Annotated in this window: 22 protein-coding genes; 13 read left to right on the top strand and 9 right to left on the bottom strand. The window is 61.9% G+C overall.

The genetic code is table 11. The features are described from left to right. Positions 1-42: 42 nt before the first annotated feature. Together KHU30_RS03085 and KHU30_RS03080 are read left to right on the top strand one after the other, a co-directional pair. Complete coding sequence (locus KHU30_RS03085) at positions 43-663, top strand: response regulator (RefSeq protein ID WP_211441160.1); 621 nt, start codon at positions 43-45, stop codon at positions 661-663. 119 nt (positions 664-782) lie between these two features. Next, positions 783-1,403, top strand: a complete 621-nt coding sequence (locus KHU30_RS03080; RefSeq protein WP_211441159.1) for a phosphatase PAP2 family protein — start codon at positions 783-785, stop codon at positions 1,401-1,403. A 21-nt stretch (positions 1,404-1,424) separates the two neighbouring features. On the opposite strand, the gene KHU30_RS03075 is transcribed toward KHU30_RS03080, so the two are convergent. Genes KHU30_RS03075 through KHU30_RS03065 form a run of 3 tightly spaced genes read right to left on the bottom strand, consistent with a single transcriptional unit; the run spans position 1,425 to position 3,212 of the window. Continuing rightward, on the bottom strand, positions 1,425-1,859 hold the full coding sequence (locus KHU30_RS03075) for an Hpt domain-containing protein (protein WP_211441158.1): 435 nt from the start codon (positions 1,857-1,859) through the stop codon (positions 1,425-1,427). Next, positions 1,846-2,211, bottom strand: a complete 366-nt coding sequence (locus KHU30_RS03070) for a response regulator (protein WP_211441157.1) — start codon at positions 2,209-2,211, stop codon at positions 1,846-1,848. Before KHU30_RS03070 ends, KHU30_RS03075 begins: the two co-directional genes overlap by 14 nt. Beyond that, positions 2,208-3,212, bottom strand: a complete 1,005-nt coding sequence (locus KHU30_RS03065) for a sensor histidine kinase (RefSeq protein ID WP_211441156.1) — start codon at positions 3,210-3,212, stop codon at positions 2,208-2,210. Before KHU30_RS03065 ends, KHU30_RS03070 begins: the two co-directional genes overlap by 4 nt. 413 nt (positions 3,213-3,625) lie before the next feature. Between KHU30_RS03065 and KHU30_RS03060 the strand changes: the two genes are divergently transcribed. From KHU30_RS03060 to KHU30_RS03050, 3 genes are all read left to right on the top strand, one after another. Next, the gene (locus KHU30_RS03060; protein WP_211441155.1) at positions 3,626-4,069 is read left to right on the top strand and encodes a CBS domain-containing protein; all 444 of its coding nucleotides are present in this window, start codon (positions 3,626-3,628) and stop codon (positions 4,067-4,069) included. 82 nt (positions 4,070-4,151) lie between these two features. After that, positions 4,152-5,318: a tetratricopeptide repeat protein gene (locus KHU30_RS03055; protein ID WP_211441154.1), complete on the top strand. Its 1,167-nt coding sequence runs from the start codon at positions 4,152-4,154 to the stop codon at positions 5,316-5,318. A 286-nt stretch (positions 5,319-5,604) separates the two neighbouring features. Then, positions 5,605-5,889: a hypothetical protein gene (locus KHU30_RS03050; protein WP_211441153.1), complete on the top strand. Its 285-nt coding sequence runs from the start codon at positions 5,605-5,607 to the stop codon at positions 5,887-5,889. A 98-nt stretch (positions 5,890-5,987) separates the two neighbouring features. Here KHU30_RS03050 and KHU30_RS03045 read toward each other — a convergent pair whose 3' ends face one another. The 4 genes from KHU30_RS03045 to KHU30_RS03030 form a co-directional block, all read right to left on the bottom strand. Further along, complete coding sequence (locus tag KHU30_RS03045; protein WP_211441152.1) at positions 5,988-6,506, bottom strand: DUF4019 domain-containing protein; 519 nt, start codon at positions 6,504-6,506, stop codon at positions 5,988-5,990. A gap of 192 nt (positions 6,507-6,698) precedes the next feature. Continuing rightward, on the bottom strand, positions 6,699-7,715 hold the full coding sequence (locus KHU30_RS03040) for an OmpA family protein (RefSeq protein ID WP_211441151.1): 1,017 nt from the start codon (positions 7,713-7,715) through the stop codon (positions 6,699-6,701). 73 nt (positions 7,716-7,788) lie between these two features. After that, entirely contained in the window at positions 7,789-11,289 is a 3,501-nt protein-coding gene (locus KHU30_RS03035) for a hypothetical protein (protein WP_211441150.1), read from the bottom strand. Then, complete coding sequence (locus KHU30_RS03030) at positions 11,279-16,750, bottom strand: DUF7933 domain-containing protein (RefSeq protein ID WP_211441149.1); 5,472 nt, start codon at positions 16,748-16,750, stop codon at positions 11,279-11,281. Before KHU30_RS03030 ends, KHU30_RS03035 begins: the two co-directional genes overlap by 11 nt. A gap of 296 nt (positions 16,751-17,046) precedes the next feature. Here KHU30_RS03030 and KHU30_RS03025 point away from each other — a divergent pair, with 296 nt between their 5' ends. Genes KHU30_RS03025 through KHU30_RS03015 form a run of 3 tightly spaced genes read left to right on the top strand, consistent with a single transcriptional unit; the run spans position 17,047 to position 19,487 of the window. Beyond that, positions 17,047-17,850 (top strand): MlaE family ABC transporter permease, encoded by an 804-nt coding sequence (locus tag KHU30_RS03025; protein WP_211441148.1) that lies wholly within the window; start codon positions 17,047-17,049, stop codon positions 17,848-17,850. A gap of 9 nt (positions 17,851-17,859) precedes the next feature. Next, on the top strand, positions 17,860-18,822 hold the full coding sequence (locus KHU30_RS03020) for an MlaD family protein (RefSeq protein WP_211441147.1): 963 nt from the start codon (positions 17,860-17,862) through the stop codon (positions 18,820-18,822). Beyond that, a complete protein-coding gene (locus tag KHU30_RS03015; protein WP_211441146.1) occupies positions 18,819-19,487 on the top strand; it encodes a hypothetical protein in 669 nt (222 codons plus the stop codon). The genes KHU30_RS03020 and KHU30_RS03015 overlap by 4 nt, the downstream gene beginning before the upstream one ends. A 61-nt stretch (positions 19,488-19,548) precedes the next feature. Here KHU30_RS03015 and KHU30_RS03010 read toward each other — a convergent pair whose 3' ends face one another. Further along, a complete protein-coding gene (locus tag KHU30_RS03010) occupies positions 19,549-20,829 on the bottom strand; it encodes a lipase family protein (RefSeq protein ID WP_211441145.1) in 1,281 nt (426 codons plus the stop codon). A 96-nt stretch (positions 20,830-20,925) separates the two neighbouring features. Continuing rightward, the gene (locus tag KHU30_RS03005) at positions 20,926-21,816 is read right to left on the bottom strand and encodes a transcriptional regulator GcvA (RefSeq protein ID WP_211441144.1); all 891 of its coding nucleotides are present in this window, start codon (positions 21,814-21,816) and stop codon (positions 20,926-20,928) included. A 182-nt stretch (positions 21,817-21,998) separates the two neighbouring features. Here KHU30_RS03005 and KHU30_RS03000 point away from each other — a divergent pair, with 182 nt between their 5' ends. The 5 genes from KHU30_RS03000 to dbpA all read left to right on the top strand — a co-directional run bounded on the left by KHU30_RS03000 (position 21,999) and on the right by dbpA (position 25,794). Continuing rightward, positions 21,999-22,775, top strand: coding sequence for a methyltransferase domain-containing protein (locus tag KHU30_RS03000; RefSeq protein WP_211441143.1), 777 nt, complete (start codon positions 21,999-22,001; stop codon positions 22,773-22,775). A gap of 18 nt (positions 22,776-22,793) precedes the next feature. Then, positions 22,794-23,366, top strand: coding sequence for a chromate transporter (locus tag KHU30_RS02995; protein WP_211441142.1), 573 nt, complete (start codon positions 22,794-22,796; stop codon positions 23,364-23,366). Then, on the top strand, positions 23,363-23,893 hold the full coding sequence (locus KHU30_RS02990) for a chromate transporter (RefSeq protein ID WP_211441141.1): 531 nt from the start codon (positions 23,363-23,365) through the stop codon (positions 23,891-23,893). The genes KHU30_RS02995 and KHU30_RS02990 overlap by 4 nt, the downstream gene beginning before the upstream one ends. Positions 23,894-23,946: 53 nt before the next feature. Then, positions 23,947-24,333: an SMU1112c/YaeR family gloxylase I-like metalloprotein gene (gloA2, locus tag KHU30_RS02985; protein WP_211441140.1), complete on the top strand. Its 387-nt coding sequence runs from the start codon at positions 23,947-23,949 to the stop codon at positions 24,331-24,333. Between the two features lie 81 nt (positions 24,334-24,414). Beyond that, positions 24,415-25,794 carry an ATP-dependent RNA helicase DbpA gene (gene dbpA, locus KHU30_RS02980; protein ID WP_211441139.1) on the top strand — a complete coding sequence of 460 codons (1,380 nt, stop codon included), beginning with the start codon at positions 24,415-24,417 and terminating at the stop codon, positions 25,792-25,794. The last annotated feature ends 71 nt before the right edge of the window (positions 25,795-25,865 follow it).

Raw genomic sequence — 25,865 nt, 5'->3', positions numbered from 1 at the left:
ATTTCATAGTTTGATAAAATACATAACTGAATCAATTACCCGATGCCAGCAGTGAAACTCAATCAAAGCGATGTCACTACGCAAGAAGCCGCCCGCCTGCTGGGGATCTCCGTCACATCGGTCCAGCAACTTGTAGAACGCGGGATTCTGGTTGCCTGGAAAACCCAGGGCGGACACCGGCGCATTCCGCGCGAAGCGGTAGAGGCGCTGAAAGCGGAACGCAGCGATCTGCTGGAAGAAAAAGGCTCTTTGTCATCGACGCTAAGCGCCCTCATCGTTGAAGACAACGCACTGCAGCGCAAGGTGTATGAGAAGCAGATAAGCTCCTGGAATATCCCGCTGGAGATCAGCTTTTGCGAGAACGGCTATCAGGCGCTGATGGAAATCGCCCAGCGCAAGTACGATATCCTGCTGCTCGATATCGTGATGGAAGGCATCGACGGCTATGAGATCGTCAAGACAGTGCTCGCCAAGCCGGAACTCAGGCATATCGACATCGCCATCCTGACCACGCTTGGCAAAGATGCGCTGGAAGCCCGCGGCGGCTTGCCTGACGAGGTGCTGTATTTTCAAAAACCTATCGTGTTCGAGGAATTGCGCGGCTTCTTGCGCGGCTGCGCCGCCCGCAAGGCGCGCCAGACCCGGCTCAGCACGGGCGCTTGAATCAACACCGCATAAAATGACAGGTGCGATGACGGGTGCGCTGCGCGCCGGCAGGATTCTGATCGCCAGAGCAGGCGTTTACCACCCCATTTCAGGTACCGGTTCCTATGCTTTCATGGATGCAAATCAGTAAGATCGGCAGCAGCAACGTCATGCTTCCGGCCGCTGTCGCCATCGCAATCTGGCTGACGGCCGGAGCAACGCGTCGCCTGTTCTTGTCCTGGTGCCTGCTGTTTGCCGGCGGACTCATGCTGGTCGCGGCGTCGAAGATTGCTTTTGTCGGCTGGGGCATCGGCATAGAGGCGCTTGATTTCACCGGCTTCAGCGGCCACGCCATGCGTTCCGCCGCGATTCTCCCGACGCTCTTCTATCTCATTTTCCGGCAACAGGCATTTGCGCTGCGCTGGTCGGCCGCGATGCTGGGAGTCGGCCTGGCGGCGCTGATCAGCCTGTCGCGGGTGCAGCTGCACTTCCATTCGGTCTCGGAAGCGCTGAGCGGCTTCCTGCTCGGCCTGGCGGTCGGCCTGTGCTTTATCTGGCATGCGGAAAATTCGCCGAAACCGAGCCTGAACCGCTCACTGGTGGTCGCCAGTTTTGTGGTGCTGCTGGTCGCCTCCTTCGCGAAACCTGTCCCGACCCAGAAGCTGATCGAAGGCACGGCGCTCTGGCTTTCCGGCCACCCCGCCGCAATCGCCGAACATCGGCTGCAAAGCGATACCAGCATTTTGCAGATAAATTGAAAACCGCCGCCAAGGCCGCCGTCAGCATCGAACAGCCGACTCTTCGCTATCCGCAAGAAAGCGCCGTACTTCTTGCATCGTCAGTTCAATTTCGACTTGCAGCTTTGAAAAACCGTCACCCCCGCACGGCAATTTTTTCCGCTTGAACTCTGCGTCGATCTGATCCAGCATCCGTACCGCCGCATGCGCTCCGGCGATCAGCAAAGAACCTTTCAGGGCGTGGCATTCGTGTGCCGCCGCAACCACATTCTGCGCCCGCACGGCGGCCTCGAGCCTGCCGAACTGCTCGCCGGCGACCAGCAGAAACAGCGCGCACAATTCGGCACAGACAGCCTTGTCTTGATAGGCATGCCTCAAAAATGTCTGGGGGCTGAAGTGATCGCAGGTCTGAAGTTGCATGTCCGGATGTATCGGCCTTGTCATGTCGCGTGCGGAAACATCGTCAATATGATCCATCGGGATCCACCGCCGCCAGAATCTGCCGGCGCGAGGCCGGCTTGACCACGATAGCATCGAAACCGGCGGCCCTGAACGAGGCCAGCTCCCCTTCCATCGCATACGCGGTATACGCCACTACGCGGGGTGCGAACGCATTCAGGCGGCTCTTGACGATATGGCAAAACTCTTTGCCGTTAATATCCCGCATGCCGATGTCAGTCAATATGACATCGACCGGGTTCTTGTTCAGGTAGTGCAAAGCATCGGAAGCGCAAGTGAGAACCTGCACCGAATGCCCGGCCCGGGTCAGGATGACCTTGGCAAGGTTGCTGTTCAGAGGATTGTCATCCACTACCAGTATGTGCTTCATCGCACCTTCGTTTCCGTGCCTGCCTTGGGGAGCGGCAGCGTAAAAGTGAATATGGAGCCGCGCTCAAGCCGCGACTGCACGCCTATCGCGCCACCCATGCATTTCACCAGCTCCTTGGCCAGCGCCAGCCCCATGCCGCTGCCCGCCTGCGCGCGCAGGTCTGATCCGTCTACCTGCGTGAATTTTTCAAAAATGGCGTCCCGAAAACCGGCAGGAATGCCTTCGCCGGTATCGATCACCTTGAATATCAAGCTGCCGCTGCCATGAAAAACCCTTACGGTTACCGCGCCCTGATTGGTATATTTCACTGCGTTATGAATCAAATTATTCAACACCCTCACCAGCTTGCTGCGGTCACAGACGACTTCGACCGGCAATCCCGGGGTCAACGCCAGGCGCAGGCCGATCTTCTTGCGCATTGCCGTCGATGCATGTCCGGCGACAATCTGCTGCATCAGCTCGCGCAGGTTTTCCACTGCCAGGAATACTTCCATTTTTCCAGCAGCAATACGCTCCAGGTCCAGCACCGAATTGACCAGCAGCAGCAGATGCGTGCCGCTGTCATGGATTGCCTGGGCAAAATGCCAGGCGTCGGTGCCGGCCAGGTCCTCTCGCAACAGTTCGGCGTAACCCAGGATGCCGTTCAAAGGCGTTCTCAGTTCATGCGACACATTGGCCAGAAACTGCGATTTCGCCTGATTGGAGAATGCTGCCGCGCGCCGCGTTTTGATCAGGCCGTCAGCCAGGAACAAAATGAGCATGGTAAGCATCAGCACCACCATCGTCGCAAACATCGCCAGCGCATAGGTCCGCCGCTTGTGCATCTGCGCATGGCCGGCGCCCGGCGGCGCATCGAGCATCGCAATCTGGCCGGCGTGGAGCAGATCGGCTTGCGCCTCCAGGATAAAAGCCCGCTGCCCGATCCCTCCCTCAGCCCCGTCATAGAGAGTCACCCCCCATATGCAGGCGATCAACGCGCCGGCAAAAAGAAAGATCGCCATGCGGACGCCCGACTTGCGCGGCGCAACAATTGCATCAGATGACCTGGCTATTTTTTTCAGTACGCTTGTAACGCTAAAAACGGCCACTGAAATTCATTTTCATAAGGAATGAAGCTTGCGCTTCCAAACGATGGCGTCACTGCGCTGGCATGCTCTGCCCTCGGAGGTCGCCGCCCGGCGGCTGATCAAGTTCAGGATCCGCTGTTAAATGCTATGCATGAGAAAATTAAATTTCCGCAATGCAATATTAGTGCAGTAGCACGTCTTTTTGTACTGTCAGATTTGCCAGTCGGCGGCAGCGATTCACGCCGCCGACGAAGAGACTTGCAATTCGAATACGAACGCGTTACTTTCTTACTAAAGCACGGCTGGAAACATTGATGCACCCGCAGGCTTGTCTGAAAGGACCGCAGATGAAAAGCGTCGCACAAATTCTTAAGACCAAGCAAAACCAGGCCGTCTACACCATCTCGCCGTCAGCCAAGGTATTCGACGCCATAAAAATGATGTCCGATCAAAGCGTCGGCGCATTGCTGGTGACGGAAGGAGAGGTCATTGTCGGCATCGTCACGGAGCGCGACTATGCCCGGAAAATGATACTCAAGGGCCGCTCGTCGACAGAAACCTCGGTGCGCGACATCATGACCTCCTCCGTCATGTACGTGCGCCCGGAAGACACCAATGAGCAGTGCATGGCGCTGATGACCGAGAATCGCCTGCGCCACCTGCCGATCCTGGACAACGGCAAGCTGATCGGCATCATTTCCATCGGCGACCTGGTGAAAGATATCATTTCCGAGCAGCAGTTCATCATCCAGCAGCTCGAACACTACATCATGGGCCGTCCGCCGGCTTGATCGAATCAGGTATATATTAGAGAGTAGAAGCACACAACGGTACCTCGACTCGAAACGGCATTTTTCGACATGGTGGCCTCAGATGAAAAACTGGGTAGTCCTGCCTTTCTGCATCATGCTCGCCGCCTGCGTCTCGGAGCCGCCGGCGCCGCGGGCGGATAACCTGTTCAACGATCAATTGTTCGCGCCCGCCTCGCAACGCATCAGCGCCGATGACGTATTTGCGCTCAGCCCACCCATGCAGCAATACCTGCACAGCGAGGAAATCGCCTACCAGATGCATGTCAAAGGCATGCAGCAAGGCCTGTTCGATGCCTTGTACAACAAAAAACAGTTGAAACTGGACTACAACTCCGAGCACACCCGCAATGCCGCGCAAACCTTTGCCGCGCGTTCCGGAAACTGCCTGTCGCTGGTGATCATGACTGCCGCTTTCGCCAAGCAGCTGGGGCTGCCGATCGAGTACCAGACGGTATTGATCGATCAGTCCTGGACCCGCAACGACGATATCTATTTTGCCAGCGGACACGTCAATATTACATTGGGTAAAAAACTGAGCGACGTCCGCACCCGGTTCGACCAGGCCAGCCTTCTTACCATCGATTTCCTGCCGCCGGAAGAGATCAGTGGGCAGAATCGCCTGGATATCGGCGAAAACACAGTCGTCGCCATGTACATGAACAACCAGGCCGCGGAAGCGCTGGCGCAGCATCAGCAGGACGATGCCTATTGGTGGGTGCGCGAAGCCATCAGGCAGGATCCCAGATTCCTGGCTTCGTACAATACGCTGGGCGTGATCTACCGGCGTCACGGCAATCCGCAGCAGGCCGAGCGTGCGTTCACGCAAGTGCTTGAGAGCGAGCCCGACAACACCGTCGTCATATTCAATCTGATCGATGTTCTCAACGAACTTGGCCAGACGGCGCGCGCCAAGGCGTTGGGCGCCAGGCTCGCGCAATTGCAGCCGGTAGCGCCGTTCCAGGCATTCAACCTGGGCATGGCGGCAATGCGGGCAGGAGATTACAAGACTGCCAAGCTGCAATTCACCAAAGAAATCGCGCGCGATCCTTACTATCACGAATTCCAGTACTGGCTCGGCATCGCCTGCCTGCGGCTGGGAGAAATCGATCAGGCAGTACAGCACCTGAGCGTCGCATTGGAGAGCAGCACTACCCGCAGCGATCATGACCTGTACGCCGCCAAGCTTGACCGCGTGAAATCTTATCGCGCGCCGCTGCTGGTGCACTGACCGGCGCGGCGCTGGCTGGACCAACGCCATTTTCAGAAAAATTGCGCAGGCAACGCCGCCGTAAATCATGGCCGGAAATTCGCGCATCAGCGCATCAATCGCATGCTTGTGTGCGGTAAGCCGCTTGCGTTTTACAAAGACCTTCTTCGCTAGTGATGCATTGTTGTTCCACGTAAATATACGCGTGGAAATCGCGCAACAATATAGTTAAATGATGTCAAATATTCGCTTTAATTGTACAGAACGATTTAAGATCAAATCGTCTCCATACGAAAGAGGTGCCGACATGGGATGGCTGAACAGATTGGCGACGAAATATATCCTGACGCCGGAAAAGCTGGCTGAGAACGAACTGCGCGACACCCGCCTGGCCTTATATCAAGCGGAACGACAGTTGCTCGAAGCAGAAATGCGGGTGGATTACTATCGCAACGTCTTGTCTTTCCTCGAGGCCATCGCCGCCGACGGCGTCGAAAAAGTGGCTGACACGCAAAGACAAAAACCATCTGTCCAGCTGCAGGGACCGCAAAGGCTTGCCCCGGAGCTCAGCTCTTACCGCGGAGCGGCCTGAGGCCTGTTAAAAGATAGACTGCAGGGCTGCCGATGATTGCGCACAGCCGCTCACTTGCGTTCGCGGCTGGCGTGGACATCGCACCGCTGCTCTAGCGCCTACTTCGGCGCGGCTGCTGCCGGAGCCGGAGCCGGAGCCGGAGCCGGAGCCGGAGCCGGAGCCGGAGCCGGCGGCACGAATTTCGTGATGACGTAGCCGACCGGGACCCATTTATCGCCGACCTGCACCAGCGACACCTTCTCTACCGTCGGCGCATTGGCGAAACGCGAGACGAAAGCGATATTCAGGTACTCGCCAGGCGGCAGATCGGCCGGATTGGTGGCATGGGCGATTTGTTCCCAGCGGCGGCTGGTCAGCGCCCCCAGTTCCGTCTTTACCGTGGTCAGGTATTTCTGCCAGTCTTCCTTGCTGGTGCTTTTTTGCATGACAGGGCCGCTCAAAGACCACATGCGGTCGGCCTGATTGCTGTCGGCCAGCGCCACCCATTGCGAAGCCGTGGCAACCGCGCTGTCGATCGATGCGGTTGACTGGGCCAGTACCGGGTTGGCGGCCAGCAGGCCAGCCACGGCAAATCCGGCAGCGCCGGAGATTTTTTTTAGCGATAGCAATGCAGTCATTTTTCTCTTTCCAATAGTCAAAACACAGATCCGAAACCGGGCACGCCTCCTTATCATAAACGAAATTGTTCCTTATTCCATCTCGCAAAATTCAGTTGCAGCCAGGGTTATCCCCCTGGCCTCGCCAGAGCGTGTTTCTGCGGACAGAAAAGCGGCCCAAACAGGGCTGTTCTTGACGCTTGCTTGCGCCGTTTATTCAGCGGTAATCGCCACTTCCACCCGGCGGTTAGGCTGCAGGCAAGCCAGCAAGGCTGGCCGCGGCCTGACGCCCGCACACGCCACCAGCTGATCCTGCAGGCCGCGCCCTTCCACGCCGATCGGCGCCGTCACGCCATGGTCCTGCAGATAACGCTTCACGGTATTGGCGCGCGCCAGGCTCAGGCGCTGGTTGTAGGCCGCGCTGCCCAGGCGGTCGGTATAGCCGGTGACCTTGATGGCGGTGACGGCTACCTTGCGCGTCGCCAGCTTCAGCGCCAGATCGTCCAGCTCGGCACGACCTTTCGGCAACAGGTCCTTGCTGTCCGATTTATCGAACTGGAACAAGGCATCTGCCGACAGCGTGATTTTTTCCGGCTGCACCGGCGGCGGCGCCGGCTTGACCGGTGCGCCGCAATTTGCTGCCGATTTTTCCGCGCCGCCGGCCAGGTCCTCCGCAATCTGGACATAAGGCTTGGCATGGCGCCAGCCGGCGTCATGGATTTCATTGCCGGCGTGGACCAGTTCCACCTCGCCGCAAGCGGTTTGCTGGGCCGCACAGGAGAATCCGGCCGACTGCTTCAAGGCGTCGTACCTGGCCCACAGATCGGGCCGCAATTTTTCCGCACGATTGACCAGCGGCGTCGCCAAGCCGGCATCCTGCCCGGCTTCCAGGGCGCCGATGATGCGCTGGCTTTCGCTCAGGGCGGCCTGCGGAAAGCCGCCGCGATCGTTGCGGCTGTATTCGTGGAAAGAGACGTCCAGCCAGCACTGCGCCTTGGACAACTGATAGTCCGCCACTCTGCGGCCGCCGTCGTTAAGCGCCTTGATGCGTTGCTGCGTCGCGCTGTATGCACCGTAGTCGCGATCGATGACGCCGTCGCTGATGCGCTCCTGCTGGGGCGCCAGGGCGCCTGGCGCGGGCGGATTCGGCGCGGTCTGGGCGCACGCGGCGAGCGCCAGCGCGATCATGGCGGCCGCGGCAGAACGGTATGGAATGAACGACGACTTCATGGTGTTCCTTTCTGTATCAAGTACAGGTGCGGGCGCAGCTTCGGGCCCTTGTCGGAATCGGCAAGCGGCGCCGTCATTTGTCGCGCGCCAGCGCCGGATTGACCGAGCCGTTCTTGCCGCCGAACAGGTCTTCGTCAAACTTGAAGCGCACCCGCAGGTAGATGCCGCGGTTGGTGTAGTCCGAGCCGGCCAGGTCGCTGGCGCTGAAGCCGCGCCAGTTGAAGCCGGCCGACAGCCACAGGTTGTCCTGCAGCTGGTAGCCGGCCTCGAAGCCCTGTGCATATTGCTTGCTGCTGCCTTGCGGGCTGTACAGCACCGAGCTCAGGGCGCTGATGTCCCAGCGCTTGGAAATGTCGTAAGTGACGCGCCCGCTCAGCAGATAGGCTTGGTAAGTGTTGCTGGTGCCGTCGAAATAGTCGCGCCGCCACTCTGCCGCAGCACGGCCATCCAGCCACCATGGGCGGCTGGGATGATAATCCGCATGCATCGAAATGATGTGCTTGTCGAAGCCCTGGCTGGCGTTCTCGTCGCTGCCGCCAATGCCACCAATGCCGCCCAGGCTGTCTGCAGTGCTGGGTGGAACGTACTGGTTCAAGCCGCTCTTGTCGCGCTGCAGCCAGTATTCGTAGCGCGCCAGCACATTCAGGCGGTTGGTGTCGGTGTCGCGGAAGGCGATGCCGGTCTGCAAGCGGTTTTCCCACAGGTTGCCGGTGTGGCCGCGATTGTCGGTATAGAGGAAATAATTTCGCCCCAGGAAAGTCCAGTCGCGGCTGATCTTGCGCGCCGCCGTCAGGGTCGACAGATAGGTATCGTTGCCGGCCAGGAAAGAGGTGGCCGGCGCCACCTGCGTGTTGGCAGTGTTGACCATGGTATAGGTCAGGTCTTGCGTGCGCCGCCACTCCAGCCTGCCGCCCAGCAGCCACAGCTCGCTGGGCCGCCATTCGACGCCGCCGGTCAAGGCATACGCGCTCTGGGTCTGGCCGCGCATGGCGTTCAGGTATTCGGCCGAGGTGGTGACCTTGAGCGTATCGCTGATATCCCAGGCATTGCGCAGGCCGTTGGCCCATTGCAGCTGGTTGCCGTCGATCGCATCGCGCATGCGGTATTCCGAAAATACGCTTTGGTTCTCCATGTATTCGTTATCGATGCCGAACACAAAGGCGTTGCTGTTATAGACGCCGTTCGTGGCCTGCGGCGAGGACAGCCCGGTCAGCCATTCGTATTTCGCGTACAGCCGCCCCGATTCGGAAAAATGATAAGCAGTGCCGAGCGCGGCGCGATGGTAGTCGTTGCCGCCGATGCCGTTCTCGTATTCGCCGGTGAGATCGACCTTCTCCGTCATCTTGTAAGTGCCGCGCAGGCGCAGGCCGGTGCTTTGGTAGCTGACGCCGGCCAGGCCGAAATTGCCGCCGTTGAGGCCGTAGCCGGTCTGCGGATTGAGCACGCCGTAGCCGGAACCGAAAGTCGATTGCGGACTGACCAGCAAGCCGCTGCCGAAACCGAGCGGCGTATTGGCGTAGCTGCCGGCATCCTCGCGCGTATGGGTCAGGCCGAGATCGACATCCAGCTTGGGCGTCACGGCGTAGCTGACGCCGGCGGCGCCGGCATCGCGCTGGGCCCCGGCCACCCGGTCCTTGCTATGGGTGCCTTCGACATAGGCGCTCCAGCGCTCGTCGATTTTCCTGGTGACCTTGAGCGCGCCCTCTTCCCGTCCTTGCGCCAGCGAAGCCGCGGGGTTGTTGAAATACGGGTCGCTGCGGCCGAAGTAGGCGCGCGCCTGCAAGCCGTCGCCCTGGTGCAAGGCTTCCACCCGCCAGGCGTTACCGGTAACGTCTTGCAGCAGGCCGCCGGCGGCTGCGCCGGACTGGCCCGCGGCCGGCTGCAGGCTGAAGGGATTGCCCAGCAGGCTGGAACCGACATCGCTGCCCAGCACGCTTTTGCTGCGCGCGTACTCAGCCACGATCGCGGTGTTTTCACCCAGCTTGACGGTGGCATTCCCGCTCATCAGGGTATACGGGGTGTAGGGATTCTTGTCTTTGACGTAGCTGCCGCCGACTTCCAGCATCTTGCCCAGCTTGAACTGACCGTCCAGGCCATACACCCAGAAAGTCTCGCCGCCGGCATCGACTTCATAAGTGATGCGCAGCGAATTCGGATTGCCGTTGGCGTCCACCGAGGGCACCGGCTGGTTCAGCAGGATGCGCCCTGAGAACGGTTCGAAGGTATAGTCGGCATAGCGCTGCAAGGGCTGCACCGCCAGGATGACGGCCGGCTGATAGCGGTCGCGGGTGACGATCTCGACCTTTTCCGAGCCCGCTACGGCGTTCGCCTTGGCCACCGAGAACGGTCCGGAGGTGCCCTGCGCCGCGAACTCCTGCACCAGCTGCACCAGCGTGTCCTTGGTGACAAAGGCGTTGGCCAGGATGCCGTCCTTATCGTAATGGCCGCGGGCGCCGTTGATGCTGCGGCTGTAATTGCCCAGGTCGCGCTTGCGCAGGTTGGCGACGCTGCCGCCGCCGGTTTGCTGGCTGAAACCGTCGCCGGTGTTGAAATCGCCGTACAGCAAATACGATTTATCTTTATCTATACGCACATACAGCTTGGATACCGACTGCGCATCGAAGCCTTTGATTGAAGCGTCGCCATATACCGGATAATAGGCATCCGGCCGGATATCCCTGAACAGCCTGGCGCTGGTGTCCTTATCGGAATCGTAGGCCATGGTCAGCAGCGCATCGCCCTTGATTTTCCCTTTCAGGAAAAAGGCCGTGCGCAAGGCCCCATAGCGCTTGCCGTCGCCGCTGCTGCGGGCCCAGCTGTTTATCTCCTGTTCGAAACCGTCGCCGCGCTGGGCGCCGGAAAGCTGCAGCGGCGACTTGCTGTCGAAATGAATGATGCCCTCGATCAGGCCGACCCCGAGCATCTCGCGCAGTTCCGGCACGAAGCTGATCACGCCCTGCGCCTGGGCGCGGCCGGCGCTGATACGCACCGTGACGTCCTGCGGCTGGTACGGCGCCAGCAGCAGCACTTCGGCCTTGCCGTCCGTTACCTTGACCTGGGTGCCGGGCGTGATGCGGTCGCGGTCGGTGCGGCCCGGGCCGAACTCGTCGGTACTGGCCCCGGGCAGCTGGATGCGGCCGCCGGACGCTTCCACGGTAATGGTGGTCTCCCCTGCGATCAGCTGCCCTTTGTAATCCAGCACGCTGATGCTCAGGTGCGCAGGAGTCTGGCCGTCGGCCGGCAAGCTGTCCTGGTCGACTTCGACCCGGATCAGGCCGACCTTGCGGTTGGCGCCATAGTTCGCGCCCTCAATCCGGTCCGGATAGATTTGCGGGCCGGTAGTCAGGTTGCTGTTGCCGCCGTTGAGCGCCGGCAGGCTCAGGCCGTTCTGATAAAAATGGCTATCGGTATTGAACACACTTGCCGGCGGACCGAAATCCTTGCGCGCGCCGTCCGCATCCTGTGCCCAGAGCGGCCAGCCATGCATCAGCGTCAGGGTCAGCACGCTCAATCTGGCGCGGCGCATGCGCCTGGCGGTCCGGCGCTGGCCGGCAATAGCGTGCTTATTGCCCATGGCGGCCTCCCTGGCTGCTCTCTTTCTGCTGCATTTCCAGCTGCTGCAAAGGCGTGTCGCGTTCACTACGGGTATCCGGCGCCGGCGGCGGATCGCCTATGCCGCCGGCGCGCGGCTTGACGATGACCTGGTTGGCGCTGTCGGTCCCTTGCTGCGGATAGTCAGGGGCCTTGCCTTCGAACTTGAGCAAGGCGCCGCGTTTTTTCTCGGTCTGCGGGGCATCGATCTCGCCCTGGCTGCGACGTGCCTTGACTTGTTCCATGACCGGATTGGAGCAGGAACCTTCGATAAAGTCGGCACGCTGCAATTCACCGTTCTTCAAGTCGAGGAACAGGCTGTTGGCGTCGCCGGCATTGCGGTTGCTGCTGACCACCAGGCGGCTGCCGCGCGGCAAGGTAGTCTGGTCCACTTTCAGCACATGGGTGCGCGGCGACAGGCCGCAGAAGCTGTATTTGCCTTCGACGTCGCTGACCAGGAAAGTGCCATCCTCCACATACAGGCGCACGCCGGGGATTCCAAGCTCTTCCTTGTCCTTGATCTGGTTGCCGTTGCAATCGACGAAAATCATCCCCGCCACGCAGGCATCATTGGTGAAGACGCCGCCGGTGACGCGTACCTTGAACCTGGATTCGTTGGCGCAATTGACCTTGCTGTTGCCCGGACAGGTCGCGGTAGCGCGGCTGACGCCATCGCCGTTCATGGCGCCCACGCCCAGCCGCACACGGGTGGAGACAGTCACGCTGGCGTGGGGATTGATGATATCCACCACCGTGGACAGCGCCGGACCCGGAGCGCCTTCCTGCTTGACCAGCGTGGCGCCGGTGACATGGGTACTGTTGTCGACGGCACGGAAGCCGTTCGGCAAGTCCAGCACGATATTCGGCTTGGGCACGGCGGCATCGCCGGTATTGGTGACATTGGTAGTGTAGGTGACCAGGTCGCCTAGTTCGGCTTCTTTCTTGTTGGCAGTCTCGACCACTACCAGCACCGTCGCGCTGACGATGCTGGTGGCGTCGCTGCTGCAGTGATCGCCGTCGTTGCATGATGTGCCCGGCGTCAGCGGCAGGAACGGATCGCCGCCGCCGGAGACGCTGGCGTAATTGGTCAGCGTGCCGTTCGCGGTGGCCGCCACATTCACGCCGTAAATCAGGCTGACGCTGGCGCCGACTGCCAGCGGCGCGGCCGGCGTAAAGTCGAACGCCACGCTCTGGCCGCTGCTGGTGACGTTGCTGACGCTGCCGCCGGTGCTGGCGACGGAGGCCGGAAGCAGGCTCATGCCGTCCGGCAGCAGGTCCTGCACATGGATGGCGCCGCTGCTGGGGCCGCCCTTCTGGTTGCTGATGGTAATAGTGTAGGTGCCGCTGGCGCCGGCGGAAAAGCTGCCGAGGTGGCTTTTGACCAGTTTCAGCGACGACGCCGGCGCAGCAATGGCGGCGACGTCGCTGCTGCAATGACTATCGGTACATGCCGCCAGCGGCGGCAGTACGGCAGTTGCATCCCCGCCGCCAGAGACACTGGCGTAATTTATCAAACTGCCGCTGGCGGTGGCGGCGACGTTGACGCTATAGGCCACGACCACAGATCCCTTGGCAGCAATCGGCGTAGCCGGGGTCAGATCAAATGTCACTGTTTGACCGCTACTGGCAACATTGCTGATAGTCCCGGCAGTGCTGGTGACAGAGTTGCCTGCCAGGCTCATTCCATTTGGCAGCACATCAATGAGATGGATGGCGCCGGTAGTGGCCACATCTCCTGCATTACTGATCGTCAACACATAATTGGCGGCTCCTCCCGCCACAACATTGCCGGTGTGGCTCTTGACCAGCTTGAGTGATGGCGCGTCGGTAATCGCTGTGGTGTCGCTGCTGCAATGCATGCTGTCGCTGCAGCCCGCCCCCGGCGGCAGGCGGCCGCTGAAACCGTCGCCGCCGTTCATGCTGACGTAATTGGTGAGAGAACCGGCGGCGCCGGCCGCCACGTTCACACCGTAGCTCAGGCTGACGCCGCCGTTCGAGGGGATCGGCGCGGCCGGCGTAAAATCGAAAGTGAGCAGCTGGCCGTTCAGCACGATATTGCTGACAGCGCCGTTGCCGCTGCTGATCGAATTAGCCTGCAAGCTGATTCCGGCCGGCAGCAGGTCACTGATGTGGATCACGCCGGTGCTGGGAGCCAGGCCGTCGTTGCTGATGGCCAGGCTGTAGCTGCCGCTGCCGCCGACGGTGAAATTGCCGCTATGGGTCTTGGTGATCTTCAGGCTGGGCGCAGCGATAGGATTGACCACCGGATTGCAGACGGTGGGATCAAGCAGCTCAGCCGGGGTTTCCTTGAGCGGATCTACCGGCAGCCGGCAATTGGCGTTGGGCGGGTTGAAGTTGCATGCGACGCTGTTGGAAGGGCTGCAGCTGGATGTGGTCGGCGTGGTGGCCACATTCACCAGGCTTTCCGTGGCAGGATTGTTGACCTTGACGTTCAATATCAGCGTGATGAATTCCGAACGCTTCAGGATGCGGGCGGACGCGGTCAGGTCCCAGATCACCTTGTTGCCGCTCAAGACGCCCGGCACATCGCTGCCTGTAGTGGAAACAAAGGTGACGCCGGCAGGCAGCGCATCGGTGACTTGCTTGACGTCGGTCGCCAGCACCAGCGGCAGGTAGCCTGGATTGGACAGCTTGATGCTATACGTCAGGTTGTCGCCGGCAGCTACCGCCTGCCCTTGCAAGGAAGCCGTGCTGCCGGTTTTCGTCACGTCCTTGTTGAGCGCCGAAATCGGCGTGATGCCCAGCACCGTGAGAGTGGCGCTGGCCGGCTGGGCGTTGCTCACGCCTTGCGTGGTCTGGACCGCATTGGCGGGAATCGTATTGATCTGGTTGCCCCGGGCCGTGCCGATCACGTCGACCGTCACCACGCAGCTGTTGCCGAAGGAAACCGTGGCGTTGCTGATGCTGATGGTTTGCGCGCCGGCGGCAGCCGTCACCGTCGGCGAACCGCAGTTCAGCTTGGTGATGTTCGGCACGAACGCCACCACCACTCCGGCCGGCAAGGCGTCGCTCAGGCTAAGGCCGGTGAAGTTGCCGGCGCTGCTGGCGTTGGGGTTGATGATTTGCAGGGTAAGGGTCGACAGCTCGCCCACGCCGGTGCCCTGGATATTGTTGTCAATCCTCCCGTTGCCGTTTTCCTGGAACACCACGATCGGGTTGAATCCTTTCGATACCTGCGGCGGCTGCACATTGGCCTTGAAAGTCAGGTTGGCGTCGACCGGGCGCACATTGGTGGCGCTGGCGTCTGGATTGCCGCCGGCGTCAGTGGCTGTCACGGCATTGGCCGGAATGGTGTTGGTGGCGGTGGCGCCGGCCACCGCCAGCGGGCTCGACGGATCGGCCACCACATCGAAGGTGATCGTGCATTGCGGCGCCGTGGTCGTGCTATTGAAGCCAGCCAGCTGCGTCGCCTTGAACGTGAGGGTCTTGCCGCTGACCAGGAAACTCGGCGTGCCGCCGGGATTATTGGTGCACGATACCGCGGCATTCAGGGGTGTGCTGAACATCAGTCCGCCCGGCAAGGTGTCGACCGCCTGCACATTGAAGCGCGTGGTTGCCGCCGGATTCTGGATCGTGATGCTGGCCTTGGTGACGCCGTTCAGCGGCAGCGAGGTCGGATTGAAGGACTTGGCCGGGAACAGCGGCGGCGCACCGACCACCAGCGCATTGGCGGTAGAGGTCTGGCTGCCGGCCGTGCATGGCCCGGCGCCGGTACAGGCGACCACTGTATTGCTCTGCGGCGTGCCGAGCGCCGGCGGCACAAAATTATTGTCGGCTTTCAGGCGCACTTTGATGACGCAGTTGCTGGTTCCGCCCTGGGCGATCAAGCCATTGTTGAGCGTCATGGTCTGTGCGCCTGCAACGGCAGTCACCGTGCCGCCGCAGGAATTGCTCTGCAGCGCGAAAACGCGCAGGTTCGGCGCGGTTGCCGACCAGTCGTCGGCAAAGAACAAGGGCTTCAGGTCCGTGTCGACGCCGCCGCTGGGGACGATTTTATTGAGCTGTATCGTCATGTCGATCAAGCCGCCGGTCACCGTCCCAGGCGGATGCCCCGGCGGCAAAGGCGATGCCTGCGTCAGCGCCGCTTCCGTCACCAGCTGCACATAGTTTTTGGCAACGCTGACCAGGGTCGGCACCTGGCCGGCGCCCGGATTTTGCAGGATGACGGTGGCGCTGGCGGCGTTATGCACTACCGGCACGCCATTCGCGACCATCGAATTGGCAGGAATGGTATTGGTAAACGGCTGGCCGTTGGCGGCGGCCGGAACGATCACTTTGGCAGTGACCGTGCAGCTTTGGCCGGCGGCCAGCGTGGCGTTGGCCAGGCGCACCGTATTAGCGGCGGGCGAACTCACCGCGCCGCCGCTGCACGTGGTGGAAAGCCCTGGCGCGGTGGCGTATACCGTCATGTTCCCCGGCAGCACATCACTCACGCCGAGGCCGGTCCAGGCGGCGCCGGTGTCGTTGAACAGCGTCCATGTCATGGAAAATGCCTGGCCGACAAAAGCATTGGCCAGCGAAAAAGATTTGGTCAGGCGGTCGGTCGGTCGCGGCGACACCGCCAGCGTGCCGGTTGTAGCGCCGGTATTTGCCAGCGGCGGCGTGACCTGGCCGTTAAGCGAAGTCAGGTCGCCGGCCCTGATGGTGTTCGACAAGTTGATGGTGCCGGCAGAAGTAGAATCGCCGACCACTTGCATGGTCACCGTACAGGTGCCGCTGGCCGGAATGGTAGCGCCGCTCAGCGAGAACTGGCTGGCGCCGGGCGCTGCGTTCAATGTGCCGTTGCAGGTGCTGCTGGCGCCAGCGTTGGCGATGGTCATGCCGGCCGGGAAGATGTCGTTCAGGTTGGTATTGGTCAGCGGCAGGATATTCGTATTGTTCAGCGTGATCGTCATCTGCGAGGTCTGGCCGGAGACGATATTGTTAGGCACGAAGGTCTTGGCGCTGACTTGCGGCTGCGCCGTGTCGCGCCGGATGACGGTAAGCGACGCGCTGGCGGCTTGCGGGATGATCTCGCCATCGGCCAGGGGGCCGCCGGCCGGGATCGTGTTGGTGTAGATGGCGGCAGTGGTTGACACTACGTCAACCTGGAAAGTGCAGATATCGCCGAACTGGGCCGAGCCGCCGCTCACGGTCACCAGGGTGGCGCCAGGCGTGGCTGCAAGCGTGGCGCCGCAGGCATTGACGATATTCGGATTGGCCGCCACCGTCACGCCGCTGGGCAGGTTGTCGGTAAGGTTGAAATTGGTAAGCGTCTTGCCGGGGGTCTGATTGGCAATGACGATGCTCAGGTGGCTGATGTTAAATGGCGCACGGTCTTGTATCTGCACCGGGTTGAACGACTTGTTGACGCCGCTGACTTGGGCAAATGCTGCCGTACTCCACAAAACACTGCTGGCTGAAAGCAGAATCGAAATGAACAAAGAACCACATCTGCATCGCAGTGCAATCATCGTTGTCCTCGGTGTATTTAATTTGAGTCCGTGCGCGGCGACTCTTCTTATACATACATAAATACATAAACGTTCCCGTAAGCAATGCTATTTAATTTACCGACTTGGCGCAACAATAATTAACATTCATTGTGGCAAAAATGTGAAGGGCTATGCAGGCGGCCGCCGTATTTCCCAAGAGCCAGCCGGGGCGCTTAACAAGCTGCAATTGCCTGACCGACAAATCTCGGGAACCGCTGCCGGAGTTGCTGCGTTATCATTGAACCATGTACCCAACTTCATCCCGTTACCTGAAACCCGAGCAATGGGCTGTGGCCGCCATGCGCACCGTAAGCAGTTGGTGGTCCATGCTGCACCTGGCCGGCATCGCGCTGGTGATGGGGTTTTCGCCATCCACCTACCACCGCGCCAACCGCAGCACCACCTACAGATACATCTACACCAGCACCTGGCAAATCCTGCCGTGGTTCACTCTGCTGTCGACTTTGCTGAGCCTGGTGCTGATCCGCATCGTGATCATCACCGCCCTCAGCTACGGCCTGTCGCGCTACGCGCTGGAAATGGTGGTGCGGGTGCTGGCGCTGGAACTGATTCCGCTGTCTGCCGCGCTGTTCGTGGCGCTGCGCGCCGGGCTGGCCTTCAATACCGCCGGCTCGCCGCTCAGCGCCGCGATGGCCGCCCAAAACTCGGCGCAATTCGACATCGCGCAACTGCAGCTGGACCTGGTCCCTCGCGTGATTGCCAGCGCCTTCTCGGTAGCGACCCTGGCCACGGTCAGCGGCGTGATCGTGCTGCTGCTGGCCTATGTGAACGTCTATGGCCTCACTCCCTGGGGCTTGCTTGACTACACCCGCACCGTCGGCCGCGTTTTCGACCCGGTGGTCACCATCGGCTTTGCGCTGAAAACCCTGCTGTTCGGGCTGGCAGTGGCCGTGATCCCGGTGGCGGCCATCCTCGAAGGCGCGCGCCGGAATATCAACCTCTCTTCCACTTTGCAGCCCGGCGCAACGCGCTTGCTGTTCGTGCTGGTCCTGATCGAGGTCGGGGCGCTGGCAGTGAAATACATTTGATCGAAAACCATGACACCTGCCCCTGAATCTCCTGCTCCTGCTTCCTCTCCGCCGCCGGCCCACGTCGAGTTCAAGGCGTTGCTGCTGCTGATCCTGATGGGCGTCCTGGTCGCCGGCTTTGTCTTGTACGTGATGTATGCGCGCGGCGTCTTCGAAAGCACCCAGCGGCTGGTGCTGATTTCGGATGACTCCGAGGGCGTGCTGGTAGGCATGGACCTGACCTTCTCAGGCTTTCCGATCGGCCGCGTGCAGCGCATCGACCTGGGCGCGGATGGCAAGGCCCGCATCCTGATCGACGTCCCGCGCAAGGACGCCAACTGGCTGCGGACTTCCAGCGTGTTCACGCTGGAGCGCGGCCTGGTCGGCGACACCCGCATCCGTGCCTTCACCGGCGTGCTGGACGATCCTCTGCTGCCGCCGGATTCAGAGCGCAACGTGCTGCGCGGCGACACCGCCGCGGAAATTCCGCGACTGGTGGCCACTGCCCGTGAATTGCTGGAAAACCTGCAAACCATCACCGCCGCCGATTCCAGCCTGAACACCAGCCTGGCTAACGTGCAAGCCGTGACCGGGCGCCTGAACGGCCAGTACGGCGTGCTGGGCGGCGCGCTTGGCGGCGATGAAAACGCCAAGAAAATCATTGCCACCCTGGACCGCGTCAACGCCCTGCTGGCCAAGGCTGACCAGCGCGTGTTTGGCCAGCCCGGCGGCAAGCCTGGCGTGATGGACGACGCGCAAGCGGCGATTATCCAGCTCAACGGCGTCTTGAGCGACGCCCGCAGCAGCTTGAAGAAAGTCGACGCTGTGCTGGCGGAAGCGCAGGCAGTCGGCAGCAATGCCCGCATCGCGACCAATGACCTGGGCGCCCTGCGCGCCGAAGTGGACGCCAGCTTGCGCAAAGTGACGCAACTGGTGGATGAAATCAACCGCAAATGGCCCTTCGCCCGCGATACGGAACTCAAACTGCCATGAAAAAGACATCCCCTTGCCGGCCCGCCCTGCTCGGCCTGCTCACCGTGGCCCTGGCCGCCTGCAGCAGCAAGCCGCCGCAACCTGACTGGCAAGGCAATGCCTACAGTTCCCTGCAGAGTTTTTCTTCGGCCTACCTGAGCGGCGACACACGCGTTGCCGAGGTCGAGTTTGCACGCGCCCGCGATGCGGTCGCCAGCACCGGCCGTCCGGACCTGGTGGCGCGCGCCGAACTGATGCGCTGCGCCGCGCGCGTAGCCAGCCTCGAATTCGACAACTGCGCCGGCTTCCAGCCGCTGGCGCCGGATGCCGACGCCGCCGAGCGCAGCTATGCGGCCTATCTGAACGGTCAATGGCAGGGGCTGGACAGCGGCCTGCTGCCGGCCCAGCACCGCGGCGTTGTCAGCAGCGGCCGGCTGGGCGACATCCAGGATCCGCTGGCGCGGCTGGTGGCCGCCGGCGCGCTGTTGAAAAGCGGACGCTTGACGCCGGCCGATATCGCTACGGCAACCGAGACCGCCTCCGCCCAAGGCTGGCGCCGGCCCCTGCTGGCCTGGCTGGGGATACAGTCGCAGCGCGCCAAAGCCGCCGGCGACGCCGATGCGCAGGCGCGACTGCAACGGCGCATGGACCTGGTGGCCAAGCCGCAGCCCAAGCCAAACAATTAATCAGCTAGGTTTGCGGCATGGGTCAAGCCTGCATGACCCATGCCGCCGATCCACCGCAAGCTCAGGGCGGCGGCGTCAGCGCGGCGCAATTCGAAGTGATCGGCTGGCCGGCAAACAGTTTCTGCACGAAGGGCTTGGAATCCACCAGCGAGGCCAGCACCGTGCCGTCATGGTCCTGGCCGGCATAGTAATGCTGCTCGACCGTGCTGCCGGCGGCGCAGGCATCCTTGGCGAACAGGTATTGGACAGCCGTCGGGATATCCGTATCCAGGGTGCCGGTGCCGACGAACATCGGGCCGGCGAACTTGACCGTCGGATAATTGGAGTATTGCAGCACCTGGGTCGCCCAGGCGGTGACGTCAGCGCTGAATACATCCGAGGTGACCAGCTTGTTTTGGTTGATGTAGTCCACGATCGGCCCCAGGCACTGTGTCGCCACCACGGAATAAAACGCCTTGCCCTTGGCGGTCAAATGATCCGACAGCAGGAAATTCGGGATCACCCTTTCCGCCGTGCTGTAGCCAAGCCAGGCGTAGGATTCTAGCGTCCCGAGCACGGCGGTGAAGCCAGTGGTCGGCACCTGCGCCGTCAGCGCATTCAGGTAGGCCAGCACGCTTTGCAGCTGATAAGGCACGCCGGTGGCGACCGTCCCCAGCAATTTCAGTTCCGGCGCATAGGTCGGCGCGTAGCCGGCCGTGGCGATGGCTCCCTGGGCGCCCTGCGACTGGCCGACAATCACCACCGAACTGGAGAGTTGCGGGAAATTCTTGATGGCGGCGCGGATGCCATCCAGCACGCTGTAGGCTTCCGCCCGCGAGTGCAGATACGGATGCAGGCCGGGCGTACCCAGCCCCTGATAGTCGGACGACACCACGGCATAGCCTTGCGCCAGCCAGGCATCCAGATAGTCAACGTCGCGCGGGTCGCGCGTGGTCCAGGACGGCGCGCAAATGTCGGCCACGCCGACGGTGCCGTGCGCCCAGGCGATCACCGGCCAGCCGCCGGCCGGCGGCGTTCCCTTAGGCAGCTGCAGGTCGCCGGAAACATAGTTGGCGGTCTTGCCGTCGTCGCCGTCGGTGGAACTATAGAGAATGCGGATGCCTTGCGCAGCGTTGGGCAGCACCAGCGCGGCAGGCATTGCTTCCTGCTGCAGCAATACGCCGGGCGTCGCCGGAATTATTCCATCCCATCGGTAAAAGGCAGAGACGCCGCCGTCGGCGGTGAACATTTTCGATTGCGGCGCCAGTCCGTCGCCGCTGCCGCCGCCACAGGCGGCAAGCAGGAAGCACAGCAAGGTGGCGGCAAGGATTTGCAAAGGCTGCTTGAGTCCGGTAACGCGCATGGGTGTCTCCTCATTGATTTATTTTTTAATCTGATCTGAGTCCAAAACGGCCGCAACCATTATGCATCACTATCTGCGAAACTAGTTATGGATCTCTCAACGCCGCGCCTCTTGCTGCAGCCAATCACAGAAATGCCTTATCAGCGGCGATCCTGCCTGCTGCCGCGCCACGATCCACCAGTAGCTCCGGGTGCGGATCACCGGTTCGGCCAGCGGCGTCACCAGGCGGCCGCTGGCCAGCTCGTCGGCAATCAGCGGCAACGGTCCGAGCGCTACCCCGAGACCGTCGATGGCAGCCTGCAAAGCCAGGTAGAAATGGTCGAAGGATTGTTTTTTCCTGCACCGGGCCGGCGCCACGCCGGCGGCTGCCAGCCAGTTCGGCCAGGCGTCCGGCCGCGTATCGGAATGCAATAGCGTATGCGCTGCGAGGTCGCCGGCGACCCGGATCGGCGTGCGCGCCAGCAATGCCGGGCTGCACACCGGCAGTTCGCTCTCTTCCAGGAATTCTCCGTATTCGCAGTTCGGCCAGTGGCCGGGGCCGCGCCGGATCGCGACGTCGAAACGTTCTCCCGCCTCGCCCAGCGGCTGCTGCGAGGTGGAGGTAGACAACTTCAGCTCGACTCCCGGATACAGGCGCTGGAAGCCGCTCAGGCGCGGCAGCAGCCAGCGCATCGCAAACGTCGACAAAGCGTTGATGTGCAGCACGCGCACCGTGCCGGACTCGCGCAGCAGCCTGGTTGCGGCGGCTATATTATCGAAGGCCGCTTGCACCGTGAGCAGGTAGCGGCGGCCGTCGTCCGTCAGCTGCACGCGCTTGCCGATGCGATGGAATATCGGCATGCCCAGCCACGCTTCCAGCGCTGCCACCTGGCGGCTGACCGCGCCATGCGTCACATGCAGCTCTTCGGCGGCGGCCGAGAGATTTTCAAAGCGGGCGGCGGCTTCAAACGCGCGCAAGGCTTGCAACGGAGGAAGTTCTCTAGACATGCTTGTGATTATAAGTCACAAGTTGACGGTAAAAAAGTCGATTTGTAGAAGCCTGGATTGTCTGTAACATGCGTCTGTCGAATCAACATTCACCGGCACTTCGGGTATAAATGCCGATTCCGTCCGAGATCGGGCAAGACCGGTCCTGACAGGCAAGCTTGTGACAAATCCTGGGAGAAAACATGAAAATCGCCAATGATATCTGGGACGCAAAACAATATATGCTCTTCGGCAATGAGCGCCTGCGCCCTGCACTCGATCTGCTGGGCTACGTGCCTGAACAAGAACCCCGGCAGGTAGTCGACCTTGGCTGCGGCACCGGCAATGTCTCGGCGCTGTTGAAAGCGCGCTGGCCGGCGGCTGACGTACTGGGCGTCGACAGCTCCGCCAACATGCTGGAGGCCGCTGCGGCAGCGGTGCCGGAGTGCCGTTTCCTGCGCGCCGACCTCGGGCAGTGGCAAGCCGAAGGCCTGGATGTGATCTATTCCAACGCCGCCCTGCAATGGCTGCCCGACCACCCTGTCCTGATGCCGCGCCTGCTGTCTTTCCTGCGGCCCGGCGGCTGGCTGGCCGTGCAAGTGCCGGCCATGCAAGAGGCGCCGCTGCGCCAGGTACAGGCGGAACTGGCCGGCTCGCCGGCATTTGCGCCCTACATGGGCAAGCTGAAGCCGCAGCCGGGCATCCTCAGCGCGGAAAGCTACTACGACCTGCTGCGCCCGCACAGCGCCACGCTGGATATCTGGGAAACCACTTATCTGCACACCTTGAGCGGCGAGGATGCGGTCGCCAGCTGGGCTGCCGGCACCAGCCTGCGGCCCTATCTGGACGCCTTGCCCGAAGAGCAGCGCGAGAACTTCCGCGCGGCCTATGCGGCGGCGATGCGCAAAGCCTATCCGCAACGTGAAAACGGCATCACGCTGCTGCCCTTCAAGCGCCTGTTTATCGTCGCCCACGCATAACCTTCCCTGACGCAGACAATGACTACAAAAACTATCCTCAGCGACGACGGCGCCCTCAGCGCCACGCCCACCACGCGCGAATTATTCACCGGCTTTCTCTCGCTCGGCCTGATCGGTTTCGGCGGCGTGCTGCCGCTGGCGCGGCGCATGATTGTGGAGCAGCGGCGCTGGCTGGATGCCGGACAATTCACTGAAATGCTCGGTCTCTGCCAGTTCCTCCCCGGCGGCAACATCATCAACCTGGCGGTGGCTATCGGCATGCAGTTCCGCGGCCTGGCAGGCGCGCTGGCCGCGCTGCTGGGCCTGATCGCCGCGCCTTCGGCGATCGTGATCGGCCTCGGCGTGGCCTACCAGCACTTCCAGCACGACGCCCAGATCCAGCATCTGTTTGCCGGCCTGGCGGCAGCCGCTTCCGGCCTGCTGATCTCGATGGCCCTGAAGATGCTGCTGCCGCTACTGAGGAAACCGGTGCCGCTGGCGATCGCCGGGCTGTTTTTCCTTGCTATTGCGCTGCTGCGGCTGCCCTTGCTGCCGACCATGCTGGTGCTGGCCCCGCTCAGCGTGCTGCTGACCTGGAAGCTGCCGTCATGAGCGCCACCTTGATTTCCCTGGCGACGATTTTCAGCCAGCTGTCGCTATTGGCGTTCGGCGGCGGCAACACCATCCTGCCGGAAATGCAAAGGCAGGTGGTCGATATCCATCACTGGATGTCGGCGCAGGACTTCAGCGCCATGTTCGCCCTGGCGCAGGCGGCGCCGGGGCCCAACATGATGGTGGTGACGCTGGTGGGCTGGCATGTCGCCGGCTGGCCCGGGGTGCTGGTGACGACGCTGGCCAAGTTCGGTCCCTCTTCGATCCTGACCGCCGTCGTGCTGCATCTGTGGCAGCGCTTCAAGGACAAGCCCTGGCGCGCCATCGTCCAGGCCGGGCTGGTGCCGATGACAGTCGGCCTGGTGGCGGCCAGCGCCGCGCTGATCACCGAAGCCTCGGCCCACACCTGGGGCCTGGCCGCGATCGCCGGCGGCTGCGCGCTGATCACTTTCAGGAGCAAGATCCATCCGCTGTGGGTGCTGGCGGCAGGCGCCTTGCTGGGCCTGAGCGGAATCGGCCAATATTGATGTATGTCTCAAGGTATAGTTGCCCATCACTGCCAACTAAATCCTGGACTCACATGCATATCTCCGGCATCCATCACGTCGCCATCATCGCCTCGGACTACCAGCGCTCCAAGCGGTTTTACACCGAGCTGCTGGGCCTGGCGATCGTCGCCGAAACCTACCGCGCCGCGCGCGACTCCTATAAGCTCGACCTGCGCACGCCGGACGGCGTCCAGATCGAGCTGTTTTCCTTCCCGGCGCCGCCGCCGCGCCCCAGCCGGCCCGAAGCCTGCGGCTTGCGCCACCTGGCGTTCCGGGTGCCGGATGTCGACGCCGCCGCGCAGGAATTGCGCGACCGGGAGATCGCCGTGGAAGCCATCCGCATCGACGAGTTCACCGGCAAGCGCTTTACATTTTTCGCCGACCCCGACGGCCTGCCGCTTGAATTGTACGAGCAGTAGTTATTTGACAAGTAGCGCCGCGGCGCTGGTCCTATGCCGGCCCAGCTGTTAGACTTGCCTCCCTTTTAAGCAGGCGACCTCATGAAAACCTCTTCTTTCTCCAATCTGCCATTGGCGCCGGCGCTACTGAGCAACCTCGATAGCCTGGGCTACCACGAGATGACCACGATCCAGGCGCAGAGCCTGCCGGTGATCCTCGAGCGGCGCGACCTGATCGCCCAGGCCAAGACCGGCAGCGGCAAGACCGCAGCATTCGGCATCGGCATCCTGCACAAGCTCAACCCCAGTTATTTCGCGATCCAGGCGCTGGTGCTGTGCCCGACGCGCGAACTGGCCGACCAGGTGGCGAAAGAACTGCGCCGGCTGGCGCGCTTCGCCGACAACGTCAAGATCCTGACCCTGTGCGGCGGCACGCCGATGGGGCCGCAGATCGGCTCGCTGGAGCATGGCGCGCATATCATCGTCGGCACCCCGGGCCGCATTCGCGACCATATCGGCCGCGGCAGCATCAATCTCGGCACGGTGCAGACGCTGGTGCTGGACGAAGCCGACCGCATGGTCGACATGGGCTTCTACGAAGAAATCGCCGGCATCGTCAGCGCCTGCCCGGCACGCCGCCAGACCCTGCTGTTTTCCGCCACCTATCCGGACGATATCCGCAAGGCCAGCGCCGAGTTCCTGCGCGACCCGGCGGAGGTCAAGGTCGAAGCGCAGCATGACGAAGGCCGCATCGAACAGCGCTTCTACGAAGTGACCTACGAAGGCCGCAACGCCGCCGTGTCGCAGCTGCTGAACCATTACAAGCCGGTCTCTACCATCGCCTTCTGCAACACCAAGATCCATTGCCGCGAACTGGCCGACGAGCTGCGCGCCCAGGGCTTCAGCGCGCTGGCGCTGTATGGCGAGCTGGAGCAGCGCGAGCGCGACGAAATCCTGGTGCGCTTCGCCAACCAGAGCTGCTCCGTGCTGGTGGCGACCGACGTCGCCGCCCGCGGCCTGGATATCCAGACCCTCGGCGCGGTCATCAACGTCGACGTTTCCAAGGACACCGAAGTCCACATCCATCGCATCGGCCGCACCGGCCGCGGCCAGGATCGCGGACTGGCGCTGAGCTTGTGCGCGCCGAACGAAAAGAAATGGGTCAAGCTGATCGAGGACTACCAGCGGGGGCCGGTCAGCTGGTTCGACCTGGCGGAACTGGAACCGGCCTATGGCGAACCGCTGACCGCGCCGATGCTGACCTTGTGCATCATGGGCGGCAAGAAGGACAAGCTGCGCCCGGGCGATCTGCTCGGCGCCCTGACCGGCGATGTCGGCCTGAGCAAGGAACAGGTCGGCAAGATCAACGTCTTTGAATTCGTCACCTATGTCGCGCTGGACCGCCGCATCGCCAAGCAAGCGTTCGGCAAGCTCAGCAACGGCAATATCAAAGGCAAGACTTTCAAGATGCGTTTTATCTGATTTCAGGCGCCGGCGGCAGCGGCGATCCGGCCCATTTCCGCCCCATTCAGGGCGAATATGAACATATCAAC

The sequence above is a fragment of the Collimonas humicola genome (genome assembly GCF_018304945.1).
Taxonomy (GTDB): Bacteria; Pseudomonadota; Gammaproteobacteria; order Burkholderiales; family Burkholderiaceae_D; genus Collimonas; species Collimonas humicola.
Note: the sequence above shows the minus strand (reverse complement) of the source record. Positions and strands in the feature narration are given on the sequence as shown.